The sequence below is a fragment of the Mesorhizobium sp. M7D.F.Ca.US.004.01.2.1 genome, from assembly GCF_003997785.1.
In the GTDB taxonomy this organism is placed as follows: Bacteria; Pseudomonadota; Alphaproteobacteria; order Rhizobiales; family Rhizobiaceae; genus Mesorhizobium; species Mesorhizobium loti.
In genome coordinates, this window is sequence record NZ_RZRQ01000019.1 from 13,363 (window position 1) to 37,689 (window position 24,327).

Annotated in this window: 22 protein-coding genes and 1 pseudogene; 5 read left to right on the top strand and 18 right to left on the bottom strand. The window is 62.6% G+C overall.

All coding sequences use genetic code 11. The features are described 5' to 3' along the window. Positions 1-4: 4 nt before the first annotated feature. The 8 genes from EN993_RS05725 to EN993_RS05760 all read right to left on the bottom strand — a co-directional run bounded on the left by EN993_RS05725 (position 5) and on the right by EN993_RS05760 (position 7,744). Complete coding sequence (locus EN993_RS05725; protein WP_245468653.1) at positions 5-829, bottom strand: carbohydrate ABC transporter permease; 825 nt, start codon at positions 827-829, stop codon at positions 5-7. Positions 830-861: 32 nt separating this feature from the next. Next, positions 862-1,824 carry a sugar ABC transporter permease gene (locus tag EN993_RS05730; protein WP_109672092.1) on the bottom strand — a complete coding sequence of 321 codons (963 nt, stop codon included), beginning with the start codon at positions 1,822-1,824 and terminating at the stop codon, positions 862-864. 8 nt (positions 1,825-1,832) lie between these two features. After that, positions 1,833-3,155 (bottom strand): extracellular solute-binding protein, encoded by a 1,323-nt coding sequence (locus EN993_RS05735; RefSeq protein ID WP_127262617.1) that lies wholly within the window; start codon positions 3,153-3,155, stop codon positions 1,833-1,835. Between the two features lie 29 nt (positions 3,156-3,184). After that, complete coding sequence (locus EN993_RS05740; protein WP_109672086.1) at positions 3,185-4,198, bottom strand: SIS domain-containing protein; 1,014 nt, start codon at positions 4,196-4,198, stop codon at positions 3,185-3,187. A gap of 190 nt (positions 4,199-4,388) precedes the next feature. Then, positions 4,389-5,411: a LacI family DNA-binding transcriptional regulator gene (locus EN993_RS05745; RefSeq protein WP_109672083.1), complete on the bottom strand. Its 1,023-nt coding sequence runs from the start codon at positions 5,409-5,411 to the stop codon at positions 4,389-4,391. 440 nt (positions 5,412-5,851) lie between these two features. Beyond that, positions 5,852-6,250, bottom strand: coding sequence for a hypothetical protein (locus tag EN993_RS05750; protein WP_109672080.1), 399 nt, complete (start codon positions 6,248-6,250; stop codon positions 5,852-5,854). A 99-nt stretch (positions 6,251-6,349) separates the two neighbouring features. Next, positions 6,350-6,574 (bottom strand): alkylphosphonate utilization protein, encoded by a 225-nt coding sequence (locus EN993_RS05755; RefSeq protein ID WP_109672078.1) that lies wholly within the window; start codon positions 6,572-6,574, stop codon positions 6,350-6,352. Between the two features lie 273 nt (positions 6,575-6,847). Beyond that, positions 6,848-7,744 carry a LysR family transcriptional regulator gene (locus EN993_RS05760; RefSeq protein ID WP_127262618.1) on the bottom strand — a complete coding sequence of 299 codons (897 nt, stop codon included), beginning with the start codon at positions 7,742-7,744 and terminating at the stop codon, positions 6,848-6,850. Between the two features lie 229 nt (positions 7,745-7,973). Here EN993_RS05760 and EN993_RS05765 point away from each other — a divergent pair, with 229 nt between their 5' ends. The 5 genes and pseudogenes from EN993_RS05765 to EN993_RS05785 all read left to right on the top strand — a co-directional run bounded on the left by EN993_RS05765 (position 7,974) and on the right by EN993_RS05785 (position 11,230). Further along, a complete protein-coding gene (locus tag EN993_RS05765) occupies positions 7,974-8,708 on the top strand; it encodes an SDR family oxidoreductase (RefSeq protein WP_127262619.1) in 735 nt (244 codons plus the stop codon). 48 nt (positions 8,709-8,756) lie between these two features. Further along, positions 8,757-9,509, top strand: coding sequence for a glucose 1-dehydrogenase (locus tag EN993_RS05770; RefSeq protein ID WP_127262620.1), 753 nt, complete (start codon positions 8,757-8,759; stop codon positions 9,507-9,509). Positions 9,510-9,607: 98 nt separating this feature from the next. Beyond that, positions 9,608-10,207, top strand: coding sequence for an NAD(P)-binding domain-containing protein (locus tag EN993_RS05775; RefSeq protein ID WP_127262621.1), 600 nt, complete (start codon positions 9,608-9,610; stop codon positions 10,205-10,207). A gap of 29 nt (positions 10,208-10,236) precedes the next feature. Further along, positions 10,237-10,503: pseudogene (locus EN993_RS05780) on the top strand (nuclear transport factor 2 family protein); the annotation flags it as partial. 94 nt (positions 10,504-10,597) lie between these two features. After that, complete coding sequence (locus EN993_RS05785; protein ID WP_127262622.1) at positions 10,598-11,230, top strand: class I SAM-dependent methyltransferase; 633 nt, start codon at positions 10,598-10,600, stop codon at positions 11,228-11,230. 288 nt (positions 11,231-11,518) lie between these two features. Here the strand turns inward: EN993_RS05785 and EN993_RS05790 are convergent, their stop codons facing one another. The 10 genes from EN993_RS05790 to EN993_RS05835 form a co-directional block, all read right to left on the bottom strand. Beyond that, positions 11,519-12,952: a S8 family serine peptidase gene (locus tag EN993_RS05790; RefSeq protein ID WP_127262623.1), complete on the bottom strand. Its 1,434-nt coding sequence runs from the start codon at positions 12,950-12,952 to the stop codon at positions 11,519-11,521. After that, on the bottom strand, positions 12,942-13,610 hold the full coding sequence (locus EN993_RS05795; protein ID WP_127262624.1) for an anti-sigma factor: 669 nt from the start codon (positions 13,608-13,610) through the stop codon (positions 12,942-12,944). Before EN993_RS05795 ends, EN993_RS05790 begins: the two co-directional genes overlap by 11 nt. Then, positions 13,607-14,173 carry a sigma-70 family RNA polymerase sigma factor gene (locus EN993_RS05800; RefSeq protein WP_127262625.1) on the bottom strand — a complete coding sequence of 189 codons (567 nt, stop codon included), beginning with the start codon at positions 14,171-14,173 and terminating at the stop codon, positions 13,607-13,609. Before EN993_RS05800 ends, EN993_RS05795 begins: the two co-directional genes overlap by 4 nt. A 173-nt stretch (positions 14,174-14,346) precedes the next feature. Then, the gene (locus EN993_RS05805) at positions 14,347-15,186 is read right to left on the bottom strand and encodes an alkaline phosphatase family protein (RefSeq protein WP_127262626.1); all 840 of its coding nucleotides are present in this window, start codon (positions 15,184-15,186) and stop codon (positions 14,347-14,349) included. A 98-nt stretch (positions 15,187-15,284) separates the two neighbouring features. Beyond that, the gene (locus EN993_RS05810) at positions 15,285-16,874 is read right to left on the bottom strand and encodes an ABC transporter substrate-binding protein (protein ID WP_127262627.1); all 1,590 of its coding nucleotides are present in this window, start codon (positions 16,872-16,874) and stop codon (positions 15,285-15,287) included. Positions 16,875-17,125: 251 nt separating this feature from the next. Further along, on the bottom strand, positions 17,126-18,781 hold the full coding sequence (locus tag EN993_RS05815) for an ABC transporter ATP-binding protein (RefSeq protein WP_126067346.1): 1,656 nt from the start codon (positions 18,779-18,781) through the stop codon (positions 17,126-17,128). Next, positions 18,781-19,605, bottom strand: a complete 825-nt coding sequence (locus tag EN993_RS05820) for an ABC transporter permease (RefSeq protein WP_127262628.1) — start codon at positions 19,603-19,605, stop codon at positions 18,781-18,783. The genes EN993_RS05815 and EN993_RS05820 overlap by 1 nt, the downstream gene beginning before the upstream one ends. A gap of 9 nt (positions 19,606-19,614) precedes the next feature. Next, entirely contained in the window at positions 19,615-20,574 is a 960-nt protein-coding gene (locus EN993_RS05825; protein ID WP_127262629.1) for an ABC transporter permease, read from the bottom strand. Positions 20,575-20,590: 16 nt separating this feature from the next. Then, on the bottom strand, positions 20,591-22,177 hold the full coding sequence (locus EN993_RS05830) for an ABC transporter substrate-binding protein (protein WP_109665565.1): 1,587 nt from the start codon (positions 22,175-22,177) through the stop codon (positions 20,591-20,593). A 154-nt stretch (positions 22,178-22,331) separates the two neighbouring features. Next, on the bottom strand, positions 22,332-24,314 hold the full coding sequence (locus EN993_RS05835) for a CocE/NonD family hydrolase (protein WP_127262630.1): 1,983 nt from the start codon (positions 24,312-24,314) through the stop codon (positions 22,332-22,334). Between the last annotated feature and the right edge of the window lie 13 nt (positions 24,315-24,327).

The following is a 24,327-nucleotide window of genomic DNA, read 5'->3' on the forward strand; positions in this document are numbered from 1 at the left end:
ATTGCTACTTGCCGATGCCTTCGGACAGGCCACGAATGAAGTAGCGCTGCGCGGCAAAGAACACGATGACGATGGGCAGGGCAGAGATCGTCATGGCGGCGAAGACCACAGCATAGTTGGTCCCGTGCGTTGCCATGATGGACGTCAGGCCAACGGGCAACGTCTGCACGTCGCTGCCGCTGGTGAAGATCATGGCGAACAGATATTCGTTCCAGGCAAACAGAACGTGCAGGATGACGCACGAGATGATGATCGGCCGGCACAGCGGCAGGGTGACGCGCCAGAAGATCTGGCCTTCGCTGGCGCCGTCCATCGTCGCCGCCTCATCGATATCGCCGGGCAGATCCAGCATGTAGGCGCGGATCAGAAAGGTGGTGAACGGCACACGGAAAGCCGTGTAGAGAATGATCAGCGCCCAGTAGGTGTTGTAGAGGCCGAGCGCCTGCAGCATCTTCACCAGCGGAATGATCGCCACGGTGGGACTGAGCATCAATCCGCCCAGCACGATGGCGATAACCAACGGCTTTGCCGGCATCCTGGTCCGGGTCAAGCCGAAAGCGGTCCAGGCGCTGATCAGCACCGTGCATAGGGCCGAGGCGACGGTCACAAGGACAGAGACTGTGACATAGCCGCGAACCCCCTGGTTCCACGCCTGGACATAGTTGTTCCACGACCAATGGGCAGGCAGGGCGAAGGGATCGCCGAAGATCTGCGCATTGTCCTTGAAGCCGCTGAGCGCCATCCAGATCAGTGGATAGATGACGACGACGCCGAGGCAGACGAGGAAGGAATATAGGAACGTCCTGGCGATGACCGACCAAACATTCACGCGCCGAGCCCGCCCAACTGCAGCCGCCGCGCTCATAGCTGTACCCGGCGACGTTTCGTGTACCAGAGCTGGGCTGCACCGGTGAGCATGGTCAATACGAAGATGACGGCGGCAATCGCGGCGCCATAGCCGAAATTGTCCTCGATGAAGGCCTTCTGGTAGAGCCACGTGCCCAGGACCTGGCTGCTGTTGTTAGGCCCGCCCGCGGTCATGACCATGACCTCGTTGAACACCTGGAACGCGCCGGTGATGGTGACGATGATCATCAGCCCAGTCATTTCCCGCGTCAGCGGAAAGGTGATGCTCCACAGGCGGCGAAGCGGACCGGCGCCGTCCATCGTGGCGGCGTCGTAGAGGTCGCGCGGGATTTTCTGAATGGCGATGGCAAACAGCAGCGTCGAGTAGCCAAAACCCTGCCATTGGCTCATGGCAATGATGGCATAGATGGCCGTGTGCTCGTTGCCGAGCCAGGGCAGGACGAGCTGGCTGAGACCAACGCGACTGAGCGCCGCATCCAGCAAGCCGATCTGCGGCTGGTAGATGAAATAGAACAGCAGGCCGGTCACTGTGATCGAGATGGCGGAGGGCACGAAGTACACGGCGCGCCATAAGCGGCGCCAGCGTTCGCTCTTCAGGTCCTCGATGATCGCCGCCAGCAGAAACGCGCCGAAGACCTGAAAGACGACGGAGATGATGGCGTACAGGCAGTTGTTCCAGAGCGCGAGTAGCACGACCGGGTCATGCAGAAGCCGGTCGTAATTGGCGAGGCCCACATTGGTGACCTCGCCGGTATAGATATCCTGGTCGGTGGTGCTGACGATGAAGTTGTCGACGATCGGATAGTAGACGAACCAGCCGATGAGGATCAGCGCGATCGCGGCCCATCGGAACGACAACAGATTGCCGAAGCGGGTCTGTAAGCTTTTTGGCCTTTGCGGCCTGGCGGCGCCGCGTACCGCGGCGCCGCTTCCGATTGTGTCCGATGTCCTGGCCATTGTCTGCTTTATTTGGCTGCGGAGGCGGCCTTGCGCACCTCGTCCATCACTTGCTCAGGCGTCATCGAGCCACCCGCCAGCGCCTGCAGGCTGGACAGCCAGACAGCAGCGACGCGCGGTGGATTGGCCGTATCGAGCCAAGGCATCAGGAACGAAGCCGCATTGATCTCCTTGAGGCCGTCGACCACCGATACACTCATGTTCGATTCCGAGGCGCCGCCGATGGTGGCGCTCGGTTGACCATAGGGCGGCGCGGACAGGATCTGCGCGTTTTCCTTCGAGGTCACGAACTTCATGAAATCGATCGCCAGCGGGATGTTTTTCGACGCCGCATTGATCATGTAGCCCTCTGGTGCGCCCTCGATCGACTTGGGATCACCCTTGGCGCCATCGGGCACGGGCAGTTTGAAAAAGCCGAAATCGGCAGGCTTCAGCGCCGAGTCCGATGTGGCAGCCTGATCGAACTCAATGATCTCCTGATAGTACATGGCCGACTGAGCGTTGGTGAAGGCCTGGAGAGCCGAGGCATAGGACGTGCCATTGACGCCGGCGCCGTCGGTGCAGCGTTCGACAAGCTGGCTGAACTGCTTGAGCGCCGCGACATAGCCCGGATCGGTGTATTCGGCCGTGGCCGGATCGAAGTCGCGTTCCAGCGTTGGCTGCGGCACATTGTAGGCGAGCAATTGGCCCGCAAAGTGGATTGCCGGCCACGCTTCCTTGTTGCCCAGCGAGATCGGCGTCGCGCCGGATTTGCGAATGGCATCGCAGCTCGTCAGCAGTTCCTCGAAATTGGCTGGCGCCTTCAATCCGAGCTTGGCGAATATCTGCTTGTTGTAGCCCATGAACTTGGCATCCTGATAAAGCGGGATGCCGTAGAGCTTGCCATTGTACTCGAACGCTTTGACGGCCGCCGGAGAAAGCGTCTTGCCCCAGTCGGTATCGGGGCCGATGACCTTGCTCAGGTCGACGGCGCGATTGCCGCGGACGAAGTTGCCAGCCCAGCTGCCCGTCCAGGAGAAGTAGACATCGGGCAGCGAGTTCGAAGCGACCAGCGTCTTCGTCTTACCTTTTACGCTGTCGTCACTTTCCTGGATGAGTTCGACCTTAACGCCCGGATGGAGCTTCTCGTATTCCTGCGCCAGATTGACGAAATAGGGCGACAGCTGCTGCAGCCCGAACTTGGTCAGGATCGACAGCGTGCCGCTGTATTCGACCTTGGCGTTGGGATCGGCCGCGACAGCCGGCGAAGCAGCAGAACTGCCGTACATCGACAGCCCCAATGATGATACCGCGGCCACTGTGACCGCCACGACTTGCAGCGAACGTTTCATAAGCAGCTCCTTCAGAGGTTGAGAGGGGATCAGTATTCAACGCGTTTGTAGTAGCGACGGGTCGTCAGCGGGTGGTTGCGCAGCACCTCGAGATGCGCGCTCAGCCGCTCAAGCAAGGTGGCGAGCAGCACCGGCGAGATCATGCTACGCACCTGAGCCGAGATGCCCGGCAATTTGACCGAGGCGGCATCCAGTGTGCGGACGCAGTCGGTGTAGCGCCTGGCGAAGTTCTCGACCCGGTCGGCCAGCGGGCGAAGCGCATCTTCGCCCTTGAACACGAAGACACTGACGCCCGGCTCGACCAGTTCGAGCGTGCCGTGGAAGAAGTCTGCCGCATGCACCGGGCGGGTGCGGATCCACTGCATCTCTTCCAAGATGCACATGCCGTAGTAGTTGGCCTCGGGCCACACCGAGCCGGCGCCGGTGAAGATGTGATAGGTCTCGTCCTTGATGGTAGCGGCCAGCTCGGCGGCCTTGTCCTCGAAGGCGGCTTTCGCATCGGCAAGCAAGCCGGGAAGAAGCTGGAGTTCCGCGACAGCCGCGTCGAACCCGTCATACTCGCCGCGCTCGGCCAGCAGAGCCAGCACGATCAGCAGCGTCTGCAGGTAGAACGACTCCGAGGAGGTATCGTCCTCGGCGAAGTTCGTGAAGTTATGGTCGGCTTCCTGCGCGATCGGCGTGTCCGAATGGCCGGTGAGCGAGATCGTGCGAACGCCCCGCTTCTTCAGGAAAGCCATGAGCTCGACGCCTTCCTTTGTCGTGCCCGACAGCGAGGGAATCACGACCACGGCCTTGTTATCGAGACCGGCCGGCGGATCGAGAACGACCTGGGCCGGATATGCAGCGCTCACCGGAAAGGTGGAGTAGCGCTGCGCCAGATCGATCGCGGGTAGGGTCAGAAGCTGCACACCGCCGGTGCCCATGAAAAACAGCCGCTCGACGCCTTCCGAAAGCAGCGCGCGCATGAGCGAACGTGCCTCGCCGGCGATGGAAACGGCACCGCTCTGGATCCTTATGAAGCGGTCCTTGTCAAAGTTCAGCATGTAATTCTTCCTTGCATTGCGGATACGGCAGAGCCTCTGCCTGGGCGCAAGCGTCGATGCGCCGTCTAACCAGTCTTCGATCGATCGCGATGTGAGATCGATCTCACATCGCGATAATGGGCACGAACTTTCGCGATTGGCAAGTCCCTTCGCGATGAAATTTGTCGAAGCTGAAAGATTCTGGTCCCGGTCAGCGCCCGCGGAGATGTGCAACCGAGCCACGGACAATCAGGCGCGTCGGGAACCGGATATGACGCGGCGCGATCTTCTTGCCGGCTAACCGTTCAAGCAGAAACCTGGCGGCAAGCGGACCGATCTCGGAGATAGGCTGGGCCACGACCGTGATCTGCGGATCGGTGAAGGTGGCGAGATTGAAGTCGTCGAAGCCGACCAGCGACACGTCGTGCGGGATCGAAAGCCCCATTGAGCGCAGGCCGAGAAGCGCGCCCTGGGTCATCAGGCTGTCCACCGTGAACAGGGCGGTCGGACGGTTGCGGCGGCTGAACAGGCGGATGGTAGCGTCGACAGCATGCTCGACGGTCGAACGCGCGACGCTGATCAGCGATTCGTCGAGCGCTATGCCATGCGACTGCAATGAATTCTGATAGCCTGCGAGGCGTTCCTGCGCGGTGAAGATGCGTGAGTCATCGCGCAACAGGCCGATACGGTCGTGTCCATTGGAAACGAGGTAATCGACCGCTTCGCGCGCGCCGCCTTCATTGTCGACGACGACGCTATCGCATTGCAGTTCCTTGACGACGCGATCGATCAGCACGACCGGTGCGCCTTCGTGCGCCAGCTGCACGATGTGCTGGTTGTCGGTCGCCGATGTCGGCGCCAGAATGAAGCCGCGGATGCTCAGCGAGCGCAGGCTCTCCAGCAACTCCTTTTCCTGCTCGACGTTCTCCTCGCTGCTGGCGATCAGAAGATTGTGGCGGTGCTTGCGCAGCTCGACCTCTATGTCGTGCGCGATTCGGGCGAAGAACGGATTCTGGATGTCGCCAGGCACGAAGCCTACGATCGGCAGCTGTCCGCTGCGCAGCGCCTGCGCGACGAGGTTGGCCCGATAGCCCAGCCTTTCGGCTGCCTCAAGCACGCGGAGCGCTGTCTCGTCGCCAACGTAACCATAGCTGTTGAGCGCCCGCGCGGCCGTGGCGCGCGACACCTTAGCCGCTGCGGCAACGTCTTTTAGTGTGATTCCTTTCTGCGTCACGGGTAACTGTCCTTCTGCGACCTGGACATTGCGTCAGATCATCATTCTCGGCTCGATTTTCGGCTCGTCCTGCCGGCATTGTTGTGCGGCATATCGGCCGATTCTCAAACTGCCAACACAGCTTGCGCAATTTCTTGCCACCTTGCTTGAGAAAAGCGCCTGTTTGGCTAGCGTGGAAACTTGATCCGTGAAGGCACTTACATCTTGTGCGGCCCGTCAATGGCCTCGCACCGGCAGCATACGGCAGTGAATTCATGTTCAATGCGACGTCGCTGGCTGCGAGACGGGCCGCCGAGCACGGCTTGTCAGACGATGCCACGCGACGGGCCGAGGAGGTGCTTGCGAAAGGCGACAGCGGTTTGCATCCGGTTGGTGAAAGGCTATGTCGCCGCTTTGGACCTCGAATCCAACGCTGGCCGCCCATCGAGGCGGCCTTTTCATTAACATGCATGGTTCACTAGGTCGGGTCGGCCCGATTTACGAAGCGCCGCAAGCAGCTTCGCTGCCGCCCCGCCGTAACCAACACAAACCTGCTCGGCCATCGGCAGCGAAGTCCAGGCGGTTAGTTCGGCAACCAGGGGGGCGTTGTCTCCGTTTATCGGCGCGGAAATAAGCTGTCCGTTCTTATCCATCATGATTGCGACGGTGCCGTCTACACCAAACCCGATGGCCGCCATTCTCTGAATTCGAATGTCGCTCTCTACGCGAACATCGAACAAGACAAATCCGCCAGTTTTCTCCGCAATGTCACCCAATCGATCCGAAAACGGCCGATACATGCCGTCTGTGTTGGCGAGCGACTGCTCCAGTAAGACCAGCTCAACATACTCCGCCTGCATGCCGTGAGAGTGCCCGGCAGGCCGTGCGGGACCAATAGGTCATGGATAACTATCCACACAAAACGGCCCACCTTTGGAGATGGCCCGCCCCTTGGGGGGTCACGCCTTCTTCACGAACTCGGTTTTAAGCACGAGGCCCTTCACCTGCTTGGTGTTGGCCTCGATCTCCCCGGGATTTCCATTGAGGCGGATACCCTTGACCATCGTGCCGCGCTTGATCGTCTCCGAGGTGCCCTTGACCTTCAGGTCTTTGATCAACGTGACGGAATCGCCGTCATTCAATTGAGCGCCGTTGCTGTCGCGCACGATTTCATTGTCTGGCATTGCCCATCTCCCGGCGATTTGGGAGCACCACTACCAGATGACGTAAGAATTCCAAAGCGAGGTGGCCTTTTTCGTTTCAGGAGCACCATGAAGAGGATTCGGTGGTTGCCGCCTGCGGATCATGAGTATCCTGCAGAGGAGTTTTCAGGCGATGCCTATTTCTCCTCATTGGCGCACGGCGCAACATCCGCGGATTGAACGACGCCGTTTCAAGCGATCGCAGCTCGGCTTCCGACCGGATTACGGCAAGCGTCGCCTGCGACCTGCCGGGCGTCAGTCGCGCGATATGGACAGCCCCGCGAGAAGCGGCGCGTGCGCGGCGAGCCTACGGGATACGAACTCCGTGAAGAGCCGCACGCGCTTCGTCTTGCGTGTCTCCCCCTGCGTGAGAAGCCAGAGCGTTCCGTACATGTGCAGCTCGGTGCCCGGCACCCTCACCAGTAGGGGGTCGGCATCGCCAATGAAGCACGGCAGTGTCGTCATCCCGAGCCCTTGCCGTACAGCAACGATCTGCGCCTCGCCGTCCGTGGTCCTGAATGGACCCCTCGTGGTGCGAACCTCACCCTCGCTGGCCCAATCCGGAATGCCATGAGCGCTTATGACGATCCACCGGATGGGATCAGGCGCGCCCGCACGCCATGCGGCCAGTCGATCCCGGGACATGTAGACGCCGCCGAACAGCTCCGGTCCCTTCAGGCCGTGAAGATTGAGCGGCAGGGTTTTGCGGTCGTAGACGACGCGGATCGCGACGTCGGCCCCTCGGTTGGTCAGATTTGCCAGCTCGCCGGACGACAGGATTTCCATCTCGATGTCGGGATGCAGACGCGCGAAATCGGCGAAGTCCGGCATGAGCAGGTGTGTCGCAAGGGTCGGTGCCAGTGTCACCCGCAGAAGCCCGCGCACGCTCTGGTCGCGACCGAAGACGCGCGTCTCCAACTGGTGCGACGACGCTTCCATCTGGTTCGCGAGCTCGAGGACCTCCTCGCCGGCAGCCGTCAGGCGGTAGCCCGAAGGCAGCTTTTCGAACATGTGCGCCCCAAGGCGTTCCTCGAGCTGGGCGATGCGTCGCAGCACGGTTGAATGATTCACCCCGAGGTGCGCGGCAGCAGCCCGCACCGAGCCTCCGCGTGCGACGGCAAGAAAGTAGCGAACGTCATCCCAGTCGATCATGGTGCAATCCTGCGCAGCGCAGTGCGGCTTGCAAAGGCCCATTCTAACACGATCAGCCGTAGTTTGCGCAGTCGTCGCGGCGTTCAATTATCTAGCTGGATCGTTTTCGCACCACCGATGTGCGCGATTGCGCACTCACCGCCCGACTTCGGCGAACCCATCTTGAGGCTCTCGCGGGACGTTCCCGTACAGCCAAAGACACGAGACGGCGAAACGAAGGATGCACGTCATGACCAGACTGAATGGAAAGACCGCCGTGATCACGGGTGGCGCGACCGGCATCGGCCGCGCGTCGGCAAAGCGCTTCATCGAGGAAGGCGCCTTCGTTTTCATCTTCGGCCGCCGGCAGGACGCGCTTGACGCCGCTTTGGCCGACCTTGGGCCCAATGCCCGCGCGGTGAAGGGCTCGGTCTCGGATGAGGCCGACCTCGACCGGCTCTACGCTGCGGTGAAGGCCGAGCGCGGCAGCCTCGACATCGTCTTCGCCAATGCCGGTGCGGGAGGCCCGCTGCCGCTCGGCCAGATCACCGCCAAGCACATCGACGAAACCTTCGACACCAATGTGAAGGGTACGATCTTCACGGTCCAGAAGGCGTTGCCGCTCATGGGCCGGGGCGGTTCGATCATCCTGACCGGATCGAGCGCCGGCACGACGGGCGCCCCGGGCTTCACTGCCTATAGCGCGAGCAAGGCGGCCGTTCGCAATCTCGCGCGGACCTGGGCGGAGGACCTGAAGGGCACCGGCATCCGGGTCAACGTGTTGTCGCCCGGGGCGACGGCGACCGAACTCGCGAAGGAAGCGCTGGGCGAGGAGGGCCAGAGGGCCTACGGCGCGATGACTCCGCTCCAGCGCATGGCCGATCCCGCGGAGATCGCGGCGGTGGCTGCCTTTCTCGCGTCGTCGGACAGCAGCTTCATGACCGCCAGCGAAGTCGCCGTCGACGGCGGCCTGGCGCAACTCTGACCCCGGCGCGGTCCCGCATCTGGGCAGCACAACGAAGGATACAACATTATGAAAAAACTTGAAGGCAAAGTCGCAGTCATCACGGGCGGAAGCAGCGGGATCGGGTTGGCCACCGCCAAGCGCTTCGTGGAGGAAGGTGCGCACGTCGTGATCACCGGGCGACGGGAGAAAGAGTTGAAGGAGGCTGCGGGCTTCATCGAGAGAAACGTTACGACGGTCGTGGGTGACGTGTCGCGCTTGGAGGACCTGGACCGGCTCTATGCCGTCGTGAAGGAGAAACATGGTCACATCGACGTTCTCTTCGCGAACGCTGGCGCGGGGACAATCGCACCGCTCGCAGTAGCTACTGAGGCCCACTTCGATCAGACCTTCGACGTGAACGTGAAGGGGCTGTTCTTCACGGTGCAGAAGGCCCTTCCCCTCTTCAAAGACGGCGGTTCGATTATTCTGAATTCTTCGGTTTCGAACGTGTTGGGGTTGCCGGGGTTTAGCACATACGCCGCGAGTAAGGCGGCAGTGCGCAACTTCTCGCGCGCTTGGACACTGGAACTGAAAGACCGCAAAATCCGAGTGAATACGATGAGCCCCGGAGCAATCGAGACCCCCGCGTTGGAGACAACAACGGGCCTTACCCCTGAGCAAGCCGAGCAAGCGGTCGCCCAGTTTGCTTCACAGATCCCAATGGGTCGCAGGGGCAAACCAGAGGAAATCGCGGCAGCTGTCACGTTCCTCGCCTCCGATGATAGTTCTTACATCACCGGTGTGGATCTCGCCGTTGATGGAGGCATGGCGCAGGTCTGACCCCGGCGCGGTCCCGTGGCTGGCCCTTCAGCCCCGCCAGTAGTGACCCCGCTTCTCAAACGTTAGTTCCAACACAAGATAGGAATAGGAGAAGCATTATGAGCTACGCAATCATCGGCTTTGGCAATATCGGCCGAGCACTGGCCAAGGCGTTTGCTCGCAAAGGCATCGACGTGTCCGTTGCAACCACGCGCGACCCGGAAAGCTTTGCAGCCGATGCGGCCGCGATCGGGCCCACGATCATTCCAAAAACACTGGCGGACGCGGTCAAGGCGGACATCATCTTTTTGGCTGTCCGTTTCGAGTCGCACCCGAAGGTCGCCAAGGCGCTCGCCACCTGGCAGGGAAAGACCATCGTCGATGTGACCAATGCCTACGGCGTGCCCCCCGAAAAACTGGGGGGACAGCCTTCTTCCAAGTTCGTTGCACAGGCATTCTCTGGTGCAAGGCTGGTCAAGGGCTTCAACCATCTGGTCGCTGCCGTCCTTGACCAAGACCCGGCCGTGCATGGTGGCAGGAGAGTCGTGTTCCTGGCGAGCGACGATGACGCTGCCGCAGCGGAGATCGGTGCGCTCGCGGAAAATCTCGGTTTCTCGCCGATCAAGCTTGGCGGGCTGTCGGAAGGTGGGCTGCTCGTCCAGGCGCGCGGAAATAGCTGGGGTCAGCTGATCTTCAAGGACCTGGTCAAGTTCGACTGATGAACACGACTGCCAACCGGCATGGCCACGGACACGCCGGGCTGGCGGATTTGCTTGAGACGGCATCCAAGTCGATAGAAACGTCTACGGAACCTCGGGAGTTCGTGGCGCAAGGAGACCGGGTGCTGGTCGTCGGCGTCGCTACGGGGAGGATCAAAGCCACGAACAAGACGTTCGAGGACGACTGGATCTTCGCCATCACGGTCCGGGACGGTAGACTGACCAAAATCCGTGAATACGTTGACACGCAAGCGCTGGCCCGGGCCTCGCAGTTGGACGCGCCCGGGCCGGCTTAGAGCTGGCAGACTGCGGCCGACGGTTCGGGTGAATCAGCCGAAAACCGCCTCATTGTTCGCCGCGCACTCGTCCCCAACCGTAAAGGAGATTCCGATGTACGACCAATCCAAGCTATCCGAGTTGACCCGGTTCGCACGTATAGATGCGGGCTCCACCGTCATTGACGTGTACCCAGGCGACGGAGACTGGACGCGCCTGTTCTCCGACGTCGTGGGACCCAAAGGGCGGGTCTTCAGCTTCGTGCCGGCCGAAGTCGCCCACTTCAAGAACGATCCGGTCGGCCGCATCCAGACGCTCTCGAAGGAGCCGGGCCGAGGGAACGTCGAGGCCGTCTCAGCGGACCTCGTGGCGATGCCAGAGGTCACGCAACCAGCGGATGTGCTGTGGCTGCACCTGTTCTACCACGATCTCCACACCGCGCTGATCCAGGCGAGGGGCGCGACGGCGGCCGACTTCAATCGAGCCGTCTACGATCGGCTGAAGCCTGGTGGATCCTACGTCATCGTAGACCACGCCGCCGGCGTCGGGGCGGGCACGAGCGACGCCCAGTCGCTGCATCGGATTGAGCCTGCATCTGTTCGCGAGGAGGTCGAGGCGGCCGGCTTCGTACTGGACGCGGAAAGCACCATCCTCGCGAACAATGATGATGCGCACTCGATCAAGGTGTTCGATCCCTCGATCAAGGGCGAGACCGATCGCTTCGCCTACCGATTTTTGAAGATCTAACACTGAGCTATTCGCCAACGATGAGGTCGGCACTCTTACGGGACGCGGCTTTGACAAGTGCGACGACCGATTGTGGGTTGGTTTCGGAACGACAGCTTACCGCAGAAGCTGGTTGAAACCGGATCGTCCGCTGTCGGCCCATCCCGGTCATTCGACAACCGGTGGCGAATGACTGTTTCTGATTTAATGTAGTTGCTGCTCGTGCCAGCCTCGGGCTTCCGCTGCCCACCCGTCTCAGCCATTGGCGTCGGTTGATTGAGTTTTGACCCAAACCCACTTCGACTGACCTTACTCCTTTGCCGCCGCCTTGATATCCAGCAGCCCGTAGCCAAAATCATTGTCGCGTCCCTTGGGGCCGAGATCCCTGGCCGTTGCCGCCAGCGCCTTTTCGATGTCGTCGGCCGAGCGATCGGGCGCGGCATGGATGAGATTGGCGATGGCGCCGCTCACGATCGCAGCCGCAAACGAGGTGCCGGTGACCACGTCCGAGCCGGCGCCGCTCGGTGCCACCATCTCGACGCCGGGCGCCGAGATGAAGACATAGGCGCCGCGATTGGCCTGCGGCATCAGCCCGTCCCTGGCATCGGTGGCAGTCACCGCGATGACGCTATCGAAAGCGGCCGGATAGCCATAGGGCGCCTTGGGCCCGTTGTTGCCGGCGGCGGCGACCAGCACGATGCCGAGCGCGCGGGCATTGCGACAGGCGACGCCGAGCAGGTCGTTCTTCGGCCCGACAAAGCTCATATTGATGATGCGCACGTCCTGCTCCGCCGCCCAGTCGAGCGCCGCCAGGATGACGTCCATGGTCGACTTGCCGCCCTCGAAGGCACGGGCGTGGTAGATCCTGGCCCCGGGCGCCATGCCTTCCAGCGCGCCGACGCCGGCGATCAGGCCGTCGATAGACGTACCGTGATCGCGCTTTTCGATCGGCACGTCGGGCATGGCGTCGAATTGCCCGGCAATGACGCCTGCCAGCGCCGGGTTGGTGTCGTCGATGCCGGTGTCGATCACCGCGATGCGGACGTTTTCGCCGCTGGCCTGTTTGGCATCGAGCGCGATGCGGTCGAAGGCATAGTTGACGATGCTGGCGGCCTGCTGCAGCGAATAGACATGGTTGGGCTCGCGCCGCTGGGTGCGGCCGTCGGCGGCCAGTTGGGCCAGCACGACGCCGACGGGCCGGCCGTCGGGAATTCCGAAGCGCACCAGCGTGGTGCCAAGCAGCCGCGACAGGCGCTGCGAGCGCACCTGCAGGCCGAAGGAAGCGGCGATCTGCTGGACAGTGCCGGCATCGCCGTCGACGGTCACCAGCACCTCGTCGGGCACGAAATCGCCAACCACCGCGCGCGGTGGCTGAACGGCGATGAGATCGGTCGGCGAGATGATCGGGCCGCCGGGCGGGGGGCCGGCTTGATTGTCGGCCGGTGGCGTCGCGGGCGCCGGCCGTGGCGTCGGCACCGGCGCCGGCGTCGCTGCCGGGTTGGGAAACAGGTCGACGATCAGCGCCGGCAGGAAGACAGCGCCGGGCTGCGCCGCATCCGATCCGCCCTTTGTGTCAGTGCCATCCTTGGCGCAGTCGGCTCCCGCCGCGTTGGTCCCGTTGCGGCAGTCGATTTTCGTCTGATCTGGATTGGGGTCGTTGGTTTGCGCTGACGCAGGCACGGCGGCGATTGTCATCGCCGCCGCAAGCATTGCCGCAAATCGAATGACTGCCTCAGCCGCCATCAACCGGTTTCCTTCCCTCGATCACAGTCTCCGTAAAAGGCTGGGCGGCAATAAGGCCGATTTGCTTCGTGTAGTCGGCTGCGTTGGCGGCCGGCATGCCAAGCCGGAACACGCCGTCGGCGGTCGGTCCACCGGTGATCTTCAGACCGTTGCTGCCGAGGAACCCCGAAATGTCCGACATCCTTGCATCCGGCTTGAACTTGACCAGGGCGAACGGCATTTTCGCCAGATCGTCTTCAGCGCCGGCAATCTCGAAATCATTTCCCTTGCCGCCAGGCTCGACAAACGACTGCACCATGACCAGGGCCAGCAGACCCGCGGCCGCGGCCCAGGCGACACCGACCGGCACCGCCATGAAGCGGCCCCAGGCCTGCGCCAGCCAGGATGAACCTGCCGGCTTGCGCGCAGGTCCAGCCTCGGCGTCCAACGCCTTGGCGAAGCGGCTGAGTGCATCGGCCGGCGGCCGGATCGCTTCGTTGGCGGCCGTGGCGCCGGAGAATTCGGCTTCCGCCTCGCCAAGGGCGGCAAGTGCGGCCGGATCGCTGGCCAGCCATTCTTCGATCGCTTCCAGATCCGAACCTTCCAGCGAGCCGTTCAGATAGAACGGCAGCAGCGTTTCCATTTGATCGCGGCGCGACATCTTTTCAGCGGCACTCATGGCCACCCCCTGTCGTAACCGGCGGCCTTGAGGGCTTCGCCGAGTTTCTTGCGGGCGTAGAACATCCGGGTCTTGACGGTGGCGACCGGAATGTCGAGCACCTCGCCGATCTCGCTCACGGACTGTCCGTGATAATAGGCAAGATCGATCACCACGCGATGCTCATCGGGCAAGGCGTCGACGAAGCGCCGCAAGGCGGCAGCCTTGTCTTCCTTCATGGTGACGACTTCCGGCGTGTCGGCGCTGTCGGGCACCGCGGCGGCGGCCTCGTCGTCGATCCAGTCTTCCTTCTTCTTGCGCAGCAGGGACAGCGCCTTGAAACGGGCGATGCCGAGCAGCCATGTCGAGACTTCGGAGCGTCCTTCGAAGCCTGGCGCCTGGCGCCACAATTCGAGAAACACTTCGTTGGCGATATCGTCAGCCATCATTTCCGATCCCGTCTGGCGCACCACGAAGCGGTAGACCCGCGCGTGGTGACGCATGAACAGGAGCCGCACGGCGGCACGGTCGCCCTTCGCGACCCGGTCGACGAGTGCGCGATCGGTCTCCGTCGCTGCCGTCATGGCCGGTTGAGCCGCCTGGCTCCTGTCTGCTCTGTCGCCGATCGGTCCAAAAAGGTTCATCCTCCGCCAAGGAATTTTGCGGAGGCTAACCGAAGTCATTAGGTGTTGCCAGAGGCAGGACCTTCCCTTCTCCCACAACAAGGGGAGAAGGGAAGAGCTCTGCGACCCGCTTCTCACCCCAAGAACGGCTTCGCCTTCATCGTCGCTGGCACGGGAACACCCAGCCGGCCCAGCACTGTCGGCGCCAGCTGCAGCTGGTCGAGCAGGGTGTCAGCCTGCGGACCCTTGCCGGCCCCGAAATAATACAGCGCGAAATCCTGCATCTCGTCGTCATGGCCGCCATGATGGCCACGATCGGTCTGGCCGTGGTCGGCGGTGACCATGACCTCGTAGCCGGCTTCGATCCAGCGCGGCAGGAAGGCGGCCAGCATGCCGTCCATCGCATAGACGGCATGGTCCATCTCGTGGCAGTCATGGCCGAAGCGGTGGCCCATCGAATCCAGCGTGCAGGTGTGCAGGATGCCGTAGTCGATGCCGTGGCGTTTGGTCAGCATGGTCAGGGTCGCGAACAGGTCGACGTCGCTCGGCGTCATCTGGTTGCGGGCGTTGTAGCCGGTCATGGTGTGGAAGCGGCCATGCGTGATCGGCCCGCTCGGCTCGTCGAATTCCATGTCCTCGACCAGGTCGAACGGATAGGCGCGGAAGAACTCCGACCAGTAGGAATGTGTCACCGCACCCGTCTTGCCGCCCGCCTTGCTGACTTCGGAGAAGATATCGGGCTGCGCGACGCGGAACCGGTTCTCGTTGGACAGGATGCCGTGCACCTGCGGCGAAACCCCGGTATGGATCGAGGCGTAGCAGCAGGCCGAGGTCGACGGCAGCACGGAGCGCATCTTCCAGACCCGCGCCTCGCCCGATTGCACCCAGCCTTCGAGGTTGCCCATCAGCCGGCGCCAATTGCGATAGGGCACGCCGTCGAGGATGATCAGCAAAAGCTTGGATTTGAGCGCCATGGGCGGCTCCTTGCAATTTGGCAGTTGAAACGGGAACGCCGTGTGCCGTTTGGGCACACAGCGTTCTTGATAAATGAAATCGGACGATCAGATTTCGGCTAAGCGTTGAGCCAGCACTCGCCGAGCGCGTAGCCGTCCATCATTTCGCCGATCGGGCTCTTGGCAAAGCCGCTGATCTTGTTGGTGGCGGCAGCGTCGATGAACTGGTTGAAGAAAGGCACGATCAGCCCGCCTTCGTCGCGCATCATCACCGCCATGTCGTGGTAGATCGCCTTGCGTTTGGCCTGGTCGAGTTCGCCGCGCGCGGCAAACAGCATCTTGTCGAATTCCGGCCGCTTGAACCGCGTGTCGTTCCAGTCGGCGGTTGAGACATAGCCGGTGGAGTACATCTGGTCCTGCGTGGCGCGTCCGCCCCAGTAGGAGAGCGAGAAGGGCTGCTTGTTCCAGACCTCCGACCAGTAGCCGTCGCCGGGCTCGCGCTTGATCTCGATCTTGATGCCGGCCTTGGCGCAGGACTGCTGATAGAGCTGGGCGGCATCGACGGCGCCCGGGAAGGCGACGTCCGAGGTGCGCAGCACGATCGAGCCGCTATGGCCTGACTTCTTGTAGGCCGCCGCTGCCTTCTCCGGGTCGAACTTGCGCTGTTCGATGTCGGTGGAAAACAGCGGATAGGCCTCGTTGATCGGGAAGTCGTTGCCGACCGAGCCATAGCCGCGCAGGATCTTTTCCAGCATCTCCTCGCGGTCCATGGCAAGTTTCAGCGCCATCCGCAGGTCGCTGCTGTCGAAGGGGGCTGTGTCGCAGAACATGTTGAACGGGTAATAGCCCTTGCCCGATACGTTCTCGATGGTGACGCCCGCGATGCGCTTGACCAGATCCACGACCTTGGGCTCGACGCGGTTGATCATGTGCACCTGACCACCCTGCAAGGCTGCAAGCCGTGCGGTCGCATCATTGATGACGACGATCTCGATCTGGTCGGCATGGCCGGCCTTGTCGCCTTGCCAGTAATTGGCGAAGCGCTCGCCGCCATGGCGCACGCCTGGCTGGTTGACGGTGACCTTGTAGGGGCCGGCGCTGATGCCGGCATTCGGGTTGTCCTTGCCGCCATTCGGCTGGATGACGAGATGGTAGTCGGCCATCAGATAGGGGAAGTCGGCATCGGCGTCGCCAAGCGTGACGATCACTTCCTTGCCGCTCGCCTTGACGCCCTTGATGTTCTTGAGGATGCCGAGCGCGCCCGACTTCGACTTCTCGTCGGCATGGCGCTCGATGGTGGCCGCGATGTCCTCGGCGGTGACGGTCTTGCCATTGTGGAACTCGATGCCGTCGCGCACCTTGATCGTCCAGGTCTTGGCGTCCTTGGCGGCGCCGATCTCCTCGGCGATCAGATTTGTCAGGCTGTTGTCGGGCATTAGCCGGACAAGGTATTCGCCCCACTGCTTGCCGAAGCTGTAGGTGACCGGGCTGAGGTTGAGCGCCGGGTCGAGGCTGTTGGTCGATTCGCCGCCTTGCAGGCCGGCCTTGATTGTTCCTCCCTTGACGGGTGTCTGGGCAAAAGCCTTGCCAGCCAGTGTCGTTGCCAGTGCCGCCGAGACGCCAAGGGCGGCGGTGCGGCCGAGGAAGTCGCGGCGCGATATCCGGCCCTGGCCGGCGAGCTCGGCGAGATGGTCGAGTTCAGTCTTCATGTCCTACCCCTTTTAAGAAAAAAAATTGTACGGGCGCTGCCCGTCCGCAGGACGTGTGGCGCTGTAGTGTTGCATCCGGATGACGGCCGCCGGCTCCCCTGACCCTAGCGGACCGCTGGCTTGCCAGAGCAATTCCAGGAAAAGTGTGAAACGGTTTTCCCGGGAAAAGCGCATAGCGCGCTTTCCCTTGGGAATTGCGTCAAAACAAAGAGTTAGAGCGGTTCGCCGTTTCCGTGAAACGGTGAACTGCCCTAGTTCCCCGCGCTGGCCATGCGCCGTCCCTTGATCGCCTTTTCCAGCCAGCCGATCTCCATCTCGGGGACCGATGACAAGAGAAGGTCGGTATAGGCGTCGAAGGGCGGCGCCAGCACCTGGCTCTTGGGGCCGTAGCGCACCACCTCGCCGCGATACATCACCGCGATCGAATCGGCGATCGACTTCACCGTCGCCAAGTCGTGGGTGATGAAGAGATAGGCGACGTTCTCCTCCTTCTGCAGCTCGAGCAGCAGCTCGAGGATGCCGTGAGCGACCAGCGGGTCGAGCGCCGATGTCACCTCGTCGCAGATGATCAGCTTCGGCTTGGCGGCAAGCGAGCGGGCGATGCAGACCCGCTGCTTCTGGCCGCCGGAAAGCTCGGCCGGGTAGCGGTCGGAAAAGCCCTTGCCCATCTCGATCTTGTCGAGCAGTTCGGCAACGCGCTTGTCGCGTTCGCGGCCGCGTATGCCGAAATAGAACTCCAGCGGGCGGCCGATGATGGTGCCGACGGTCTGGCGCGGATTCATTGCCACGTCGGCCATCTGATAGATCATCTGCAGCTGGCGCAGATCCTCCTTCGGTCGATCGGCCAGACGGTTTGCCAGCGGGCGCCCGTCGAAGGTGACGGTGCCCTGTTCGGGCGGCAGCAGGCCGGTGATGGCGCGCGCCAGCGTCGACTTGCCCGAGCCCGACTCGCCGACGACGGCAAGCGTCTGTCCCGGATAGATGTCGACCGACACGTTCTTCAGCACCTTGATCTGGCTGCGGCCATAGGCGGCGGTGACGTTCTTCACCGACAGGAACGGCGTCATGCCGGGCTTCTGCTCGGCATGTTCGATCTCATGCACCGACACCAGCGCGTTGGTGTATTCCTGGCGCGGCTCCTTGATGATCTGCCTTGTGCCGCCCCATTCGACCAGCCGGCCATGGCGCAACACCATGATCTCGTCCGAGACCTGGGCGACGACGGCAAGGTCGTGCGTGATATAGAGTGCCGCCACGTGGGTGTCGCGGATGGCGTCCTTGATCGCCGCCAGCACGTCGATCTGCGTCGTCACGTCGAGCGCGGTTGTCGGCTCGTCGAAGACGATCAGGTCCGGCTCGGAGCACAGCGCCATCGCCGTCATCACGCGCTGCAGCTGGCCGCCCGAGACCTGGTGCGGAAAGCGCTCGCCGATGGTTTCGGGATTTGGCAGGCTGAGCTTCTTGAACAGCGCAACGGCGCGCTTCTCGGCCTCGGCACGTGTCGCCGTGCCGTGCAGCAGCGTGGCTTCCACCACCTGGTCCATCAGCCTGTGCGCCGGATTGAAGGCGGCTGCCGCCGACTGCGCGACATAGCAGACCTCGCGGCCGCGCAATTTGCGGAAGCCATCCTTGCCGCCCTTGAGGATGTCGCGGCCATTCAGGATGACCTCGCCGCCGGTGATGCGCACGCCACCGCGGCCATAGCCCATCGACGACAGACCGATGGTCGACTTGCCGGCCCCGGATTCGCCGATCAGGCCGAGCACCTTGCCCTTCTCTAACGTCAGCGAGACATCGTGCACCAGCACGATGTTCTTCGGCGGTTCGCCGGGCGGGAAGACGGTGGCCTCGATGCGCAGATTGCGGATGTCGAGCAGCAGGCCGGGTTTCGCTTTGCTGTCGGCCATCACCCGCGTCCTCCCTTGAGGCTTGTCGTCCGGTTGAGCACCCAGTCGGCGACCAGGTTGACGGAAATCGCCAGCAGGGCGATCGCCGCCGCTGGGATGAGTGCCGCCGCGATGCCGAAGACGATGCCGTCCTTGTTTTCCTTGACCATGCCGCCCCAGTCGGCGTCCGGTGGCTGCACGCCAAGGCCGAGGAACGACAGCGTCGACAGGAACAGCACGGCGTAGATGAAGCGCAGGCCGAGTTCGGATACCAGCGGCGACAGCGCATTGGGCAGGATCTCGCGGAAGATGATCCAGGCGCTGCCTTCACCGCGCAGTTTCGCTGCCTCGACATAGTCCATGACATTGATGTCGACGGCGACCGCACGCGACAGGCGATAGACGCGGGTCGAGTCGAGAATGCCCATCACCAGGATCAGCGTCACCAAATTGGTCGGCAGCACGGAGAGCACGACGAGACCCATGATCAGCGTCGGGATCGACATCAAAAGGTCGACGAGACGGGACAGCAGCGTGTCGAACCAGCCGCCGAAGACGGCCGCCGAGAAGCCGAGGATGGCGCCGAGCGAGAACGACAGCGCGGTGGCCAGCACCGCGATGAACAGGGTGATGCGGGCGCCGTAGATCATGCGCGAAAGCAGATCGCGGCCGAGATTGTCGGTCCCGAGCAAATGGGTCGCCGACATAGGTTCCCAGACATCGCCGACGATTTCGCCATTGCCGTGCGGCGCAATCCACGGTGCGAAGACCGCCGCCAGCACGAACAGTGCCGTCAGGACTATGCCGATCAGTGCGGGGATGGGGATGCGTTTGATATCGAGCATATCCGCCCCCTATTTCGGATGTCTGAGACGCGGATTGGCGACGATCGCCGCTATGTCCGCAATGATGTTCAGGCTGATGTAGACTGCGGCGAAGATCAGGCCGACCGCCTGGACCACCGGCACGTCGCGTTTGGTGACGTGGTCGACCAGATACTGTCCCATGCCCGGATAGACGAAGATCACCTCGACGACGACGACACCGACGATGAGATAAGCGAGGTTGAGCATGACGACATTGATGATCGGCGCGATGGCATTGGGGAAGGCGTGCTTGCGGATGACGTTGAAGGCCGACAGGCCTTTCAGTTCCGCCGTCTCGACATAGGCCGACTGCATGACATTGAGGATCGCCGCACGTGTCATGCGCATCATGTGGGCGAGCACGACCAGCGTCAGCGCCGTCGCCGGCAGTGCGATCGCCTGCATCCGCTCGCCGAACGGCATGCCGTCATAGACGGTCGAAATGCCGGGGAATATCTGCCATTTCACGGCGAAGAAATAGACGAGCACATAGCCGATGAAGAATTCGGGGAAGGAGGTCGAGGCAAGCGCAAGTCCTGAGATCAGCTTGTCGACCCAGCCATTGCGGTAGCGCACCGCGATCAGGCCGAGGATAATCGCCAGCGGCACCGCGACGACCGCCGCCCAGAAGGCGAGGAACAGCGTGTTCCACAGCCGTCCCTTGATCGACGTGGCGATATCCTGCCCACTCGACATAGCCGTGCCGAGATCGCCGGTCAGCACGCCGCCCAGCCAATGGAAATACCTGAGATAGGCCGGCTGGTTGAGCCCGAGCTGCTCGCGCAGATTGGCGAGCGACTCCGGCGTCGCCGACTGTCCGAGAATGGCTTGCGCGACGTCGCCGGGAAGGATCTGGGTGCCGGCGAAGATCAGGACCGAAACGGCCAACAAGAGGAGAATGCCCAGCGCAACGCGCTGGGCCACCAATTTCAAGATGGGTGAGGACATATCCGCAAGGCCAAGCTCAGGCTTCGAGCCAGCACTTCGCCAGCGCGTAGCCGTTCATTAGCTCCTGATGTGGATCGTCGACCCAGCCGCCGACCTTGGCGCCGGTCGCGTCGATGAACTGGTTGAACATCGGCAGGATCAGGCCACCGTCGTCGCGCACCATGACGGCCATGTCGTGGTACATCTGCTTGCGCTTGGCCTCATCGAGCTCGGCGCGCGCCGCCAGCACCATCTTGTCGAAATCCGGACGGATGAAACGCGTGTCGTTCCAGTCGGCGGTCGACAGATAGGCGGTCGAGTACATCTGGTCCTGGGTCGAGCGGCCGCCCCAGTAGGAAGCGCAGAAGGGCTGCTTGTTCCAGACCTCGTTCCAGTAGCCGTCGCCGGGCTCGCGCTTGATCTCGAGCGTGATGCCGGCCTTGGCCGCGCTCTGCTGGAAGAGCTGCGCTGCATCGACGGCGCCGGGGAAGGCGACATCCGAAGTGCGCAGCAGCACCGAGCCGTCGTGACCAGATTTCTTGAAGTGGAACTTGGCCTTGTCCGGGTCGTACTTGCGCTGCTCGATCTCGGTGAACAGCGGATAGGACGCATTGATCGGGAAGTCGTTGCCGAGCGAGCCGTAGCCGCGCAGGATCTTGTCCAGCATTTCCTCGCGGTCGATCGCCAGCTTCAGTGCCATGCGCAAATCGGCGTTGTCGAACGGCGCCGTGTTGCAATGCATGATGAACACGTAGTGGCCGGGACCCGCGTGGTTGCGGATGGTAACGCCCGGCAGGCGCTTGATCAGGTCGACGATCTTCGGCTCGACGCGGTTGATCATGTTGACCTGGCCGCCCTGCAGGGCGGCCGTGCGCGCCGTCGCGTCGTTGATGACGATGACCTCGATCTGGTCGGCATGGCCCATCTTGTCGCCTTGCCAGTAATTGGCGAAGCGCTCGGCGCCATGGCGCACGCCGGGCTCATTGGTCTTGACCACGTAAGGGCCGGCCGAGATGCCGGCATCTGGCTTGTCCTTGCCGCCGTTCGGCTGGACGATCAGGTGATAGTCGCTGAGCAGGTAGGGAAGGTCGGCGTTCGCCTCCTTCAGCGTCAGCACCACTTCCTTGCCACTGGCCTTGATGGTTTCAATGCCCTTCATGTAGCCGAGCGCGCCGGATTTCGACTTCTCGTCGGAATGGCGCTCGAGTGTGGCGGCCACGTCCTCAGCGGTCACCGTCTTGCCGTTGTGGAATTCGACGCCGTCGCGGATCTTCAGCGTCCAAACCTTGGCGTCGTCTGACGAGCCGATCTCCTCGGCGATGCGGTTCTCGAGCTTGCCCTCGGGGGACAGCTCGACGATCATTTCGCCCCAGCACTTGCCGAAGGCGAACGGCACCTGTGTCATCATCAGCGCCGGATCGAGGCTGTTGGTGGATTCGCCGCCGACCAGGCCGGCCTTCAGCGTACCGCCCTTGACCGGGCCGGCCGCGCGCGCAGCGCTTGAAAGCAGCGAGTTGGCGAAGGGTGCGGAGACACCGAGCGCTGCCGCCCGGCCGAGAAAATCACGACGGCTCAGCTTGCCCGATGCGACACGCCGGCTAAGGAATTCGAGTTCGTTTGACATATTGAGTTCCTCACTCTGTTGGTTCGACTCTGCGGTCGTTTTTCTTGTTTCTTGTGAGGAGAATAATGACCGCAAGGGAAAGCGGTAAGCAAGACCGAATGCGACATGCCGTGGCGTAAATCGTACGTCGCAATTGGACCAACGAAATCGGCGCTCAAAGAAGCGCGCGCGGCACCTTCTCCTCGAAATTGCGCTCGAAAACGAGTTTCTCGCCCTCATAGGCCTCGATTCTGGCGCTGACGATGAAGTTTTGCGCGTCCGACCGCATTTCGGCCGATGTCTCGGTGCGCACCGACCATCCATTTCGCGACAGGGTCTGCGTCCAGTGCGTCTTTCCCGAGGCCGACAGCGGATCGTCGGGATGGATCGTCCAGGTCTCGCGAGCGATGCTGCCATTGGCCAGGCCATGAGCGAGATCGCGCACCTCGCCGAAATCATCATCGATGGAAAGTGTCACGATTCCCGTTTTTTCGTCACGATCGACATGACGCTCGGAATTGGCGGCGCGGATCGTCTCTGTTGCCCAGGGGGTGGCCCCCTCCGGCTCGGCGAACGTCACTTCGTCGCCTGTCGCCAGCGGCCGCAGCGGCAAGCTGAGCGTCGCCGCCGACAAGGTGAGCTGGACCGGCTCCGGCGATGGCCAGATGGCAGGCCAATAGGTGTTCGAAACGGCAACGCGCAGCCGGTGGCCGGCCGGAACGCGGTAGGCGCATTGATCGAGCACGGCGCGCACTGAGACGATTTCACCCGGCACCAGTGCTTCCGGGAATTCGTGCGAGTTGCGATGCGTCAGATTGAGCACGCCATAGGAAATCAGCTCCGAGGCACCGTCGGGATGCACGTCGCACAGCCGGACCGCGATATTGGCCTGCGGACGATCGGAGGATAGCCGCACCTCAACTTCGGGCGCGCCGACGATGTCGATCGCCTCGTTGAGTTCCGGCTGGTCGAAACACACCGACAAGGCATCGTCGGGGCGCTGATCGCCGGGCAGTTCCGGGCCGAAGGTGAACGGGAAATACTCGCCGCCGGCCAGGCCGCAGCTTTGCGGCGATGCGACGATGGCGGGTTCGCCTGCGGGGATCAGATCGACCGTTTGCGTCTTGATGGTTGGCGAGGGCCATTCCTGCTCCGCCACCCAGCGGCCTGGTCGCTCGGGATGCCAGCGTGCCGGACGCACGCTGTCCATCACATAGGCGCGGTAGGCAGGGTCGGCCTCGACGCCGGTGTCGACATCCTTCAGCCAGCGGTCCCACCAGCGCAACGCCTCCTGCAGGAAGCCGATGGCGGGCTTAGGCCCGGCGTAGTGCGGGTATTTGTGGATCCACGGCCCGATGATGCCCTTGACCGGGGCTTCGATGTTGCTGGCCAGATGCGAGACGGTGTTGCGGTAGCCGTCATGCCAGCCGCCGATCGACAGCACCGCGGCTTTGACGGCGGAAAAATCCTCGCAGATCGAGCCGCGCTTCCAGTAGGCATCGCGGTGCTGGTGCTTCAGCCACAGAGGTGCCAGGAAGGACTGGTTCTCCAGCCGGGTCAGCCATAGATCGCGCCATCTGTTGTCGCCGGCCAGCAGCGGGTCCGGCGGCCGCGACGAGTAGGAGAGCATGGTCGAGGCCCAGCCGAAATTCTCGATCAGCAGGCAGCCGCCCTTGTAGTGGATGTCGTCGGCATAGCGGTCGACGGTCGAGCACAGGCTGATCACCGCTTTTAGCGCTGGCGGCTGCTTGGCCGCCACCTGCAGGCAGTTGAAGCCGCCCCAGGAAATGCCCATCATGCCGACATTGCCGTTGCACCAAGGTTGGCTTGCCGCCCAGGCGATGACGTCGCAGGCGTCCTGCAATTCCTGCTCGGAATATTCGTCGTCCATCAGCCCTTCGGAATCACCGTTGCCGCGCATGTCGACGCGGATCGAGGCGTAGCCGTTGCCGGCGAAATAGGGATGCGTCAGCTGATCGCGAAAGATGGTGCCGTCGCGCTTGCGGTAAGGCAGATGCTCGAGGATCGCCGGCACCGGATCATCGCCGGCATCTTCCGGCATCCAGACCCGTGCCGACAGCCGGCAGCCATCCGGCATGACGATCCCCATATCCGGGAATTCGACGACTTTGCGGGGAAATTCGGTGACGGTGTTCATGGCATGCTCCAGG

What these genes read in the sequence shown, in the direction of transcription:
- EN993_RS05775 (WP_127262621.1), top strand. Translation starts at nt 9,608, where the DNA reads ATGAGCTACGCAATCATCGGCTTTGGCAATATCGGCCGAGCACTGGCC.
- EN993_RS05795 (WP_127262624.1), bottom strand. Translation starts at nt 13,610, where the DNA reads ATGAGTGCCGCTGAAAAGATGTCGCGCCGCGATCAAATGGAAACGCTG.
- EN993_RS05785 (WP_127262622.1), top strand. Translation starts at nt 10,598, where the DNA reads ATGTACGACCAATCCAAGCTATCCGAGTTGACCCGGTTCGCACGTATA.
- EN993_RS05815 (WP_126067346.1), bottom strand. Translation starts at nt 18,781, where the DNA reads ATGGCCGACAGCAAAGCGAAACCCGGCCTGCTGCTCGACATCCGCAAT.
- EN993_RS05765 (WP_127262619.1), top strand. Translation starts at nt 7,974, where the DNA reads ATGACCAGACTGAATGGAAAGACCGCCGTGATCACGGGTGGCGCGACC.
- EN993_RS05825 (WP_127262629.1), bottom strand. Translation starts at nt 20,574, where the DNA reads ATGTCCTCACCCATCTTGAAATTGGTGGCCCAGCGCGTTGCGCTGGGC.
- EN993_RS05805 (WP_127262626.1), bottom strand. Translation starts at nt 15,186, where the DNA reads ATGGCGCTCAAATCCAAGCTTTTGCTGATCATCCTCGACGGCGTGCCC.
- EN993_RS05790 (WP_127262623.1), bottom strand. Translation starts at nt 12,952, where the DNA reads ATGGCGGCTGAGGCAGTCATTCGATTTGCGGCAATGCTTGCGGCGGCG.
- EN993_RS05835 (WP_127262630.1), bottom strand. Translation starts at nt 24,314, where the DNA reads ATGAACACCGTCACCGAATTTCCCCGCAAAGTCGTCGAATTCCCGGAT.
- EN993_RS05800 (WP_127262625.1), bottom strand. Translation starts at nt 14,173, where the DNA reads ATGACGGCAGCGACGGAGACCGATCGCGCACTCGTCGACCGGGTCGCG.
- EN993_RS05735 (WP_127262617.1), bottom strand. Translation starts at nt 3,155, where the DNA reads ATGAAACGTTCGCTGCAAGTCGTGGCGGTCACAGTGGCCGCGGTATCA.
- EN993_RS05810 (WP_127262627.1), bottom strand. Translation starts at nt 16,874, where the DNA reads ATGAAGACTGAACTCGACCATCTCGCCGAGCTCGCCGGCCAGGGCCGG.
- EN993_RS05770 (WP_127262620.1), top strand. Translation starts at nt 8,757, where the DNA reads ATGAAAAAACTTGAAGGCAAAGTCGCAGTCATCACGGGCGGAAGCAGC.
- EN993_RS05730 (WP_109672092.1), bottom strand. Translation starts at nt 1,824, where the DNA reads ATGGCCAGGACATCGGACACAATCGGAAGCGGCGCCGCGGTACGCGGC.
- EN993_RS05830 (WP_109665565.1), bottom strand. Translation starts at nt 22,177, where the DNA reads ATGTCAAACGAACTCGAATTCCTTAGCCGGCGTGTCGCATCGGGCAAG.
- EN993_RS05750 (WP_109672080.1), bottom strand. Translation starts at nt 6,250, where the DNA reads ATGCAGGCGGAGTATGTTGAGCTGGTCTTACTGGAGCAGTCGCTCGCC.
- EN993_RS05755 (WP_109672078.1), bottom strand. Translation starts at nt 6,574, where the DNA reads ATGCCAGACAATGAAATCGTGCGCGACAGCAACGGCGCTCAATTGAAT.
- EN993_RS05740 (WP_109672086.1), bottom strand. Translation starts at nt 4,198, where the DNA reads ATGCTGAACTTTGACAAGGACCGCTTCATAAGGATCCAGAGCGGTGCC.
- EN993_RS05760 (WP_127262618.1), bottom strand. Translation starts at nt 7,744, where the DNA reads ATGATCGACTGGGATGACGTTCGCTACTTTCTTGCCGTCGCACGCGGA.
- EN993_RS05820 (WP_127262628.1), bottom strand. Translation starts at nt 19,605, where the DNA reads ATGCTCGATATCAAACGCATCCCCATCCCCGCACTGATCGGCATAGTC.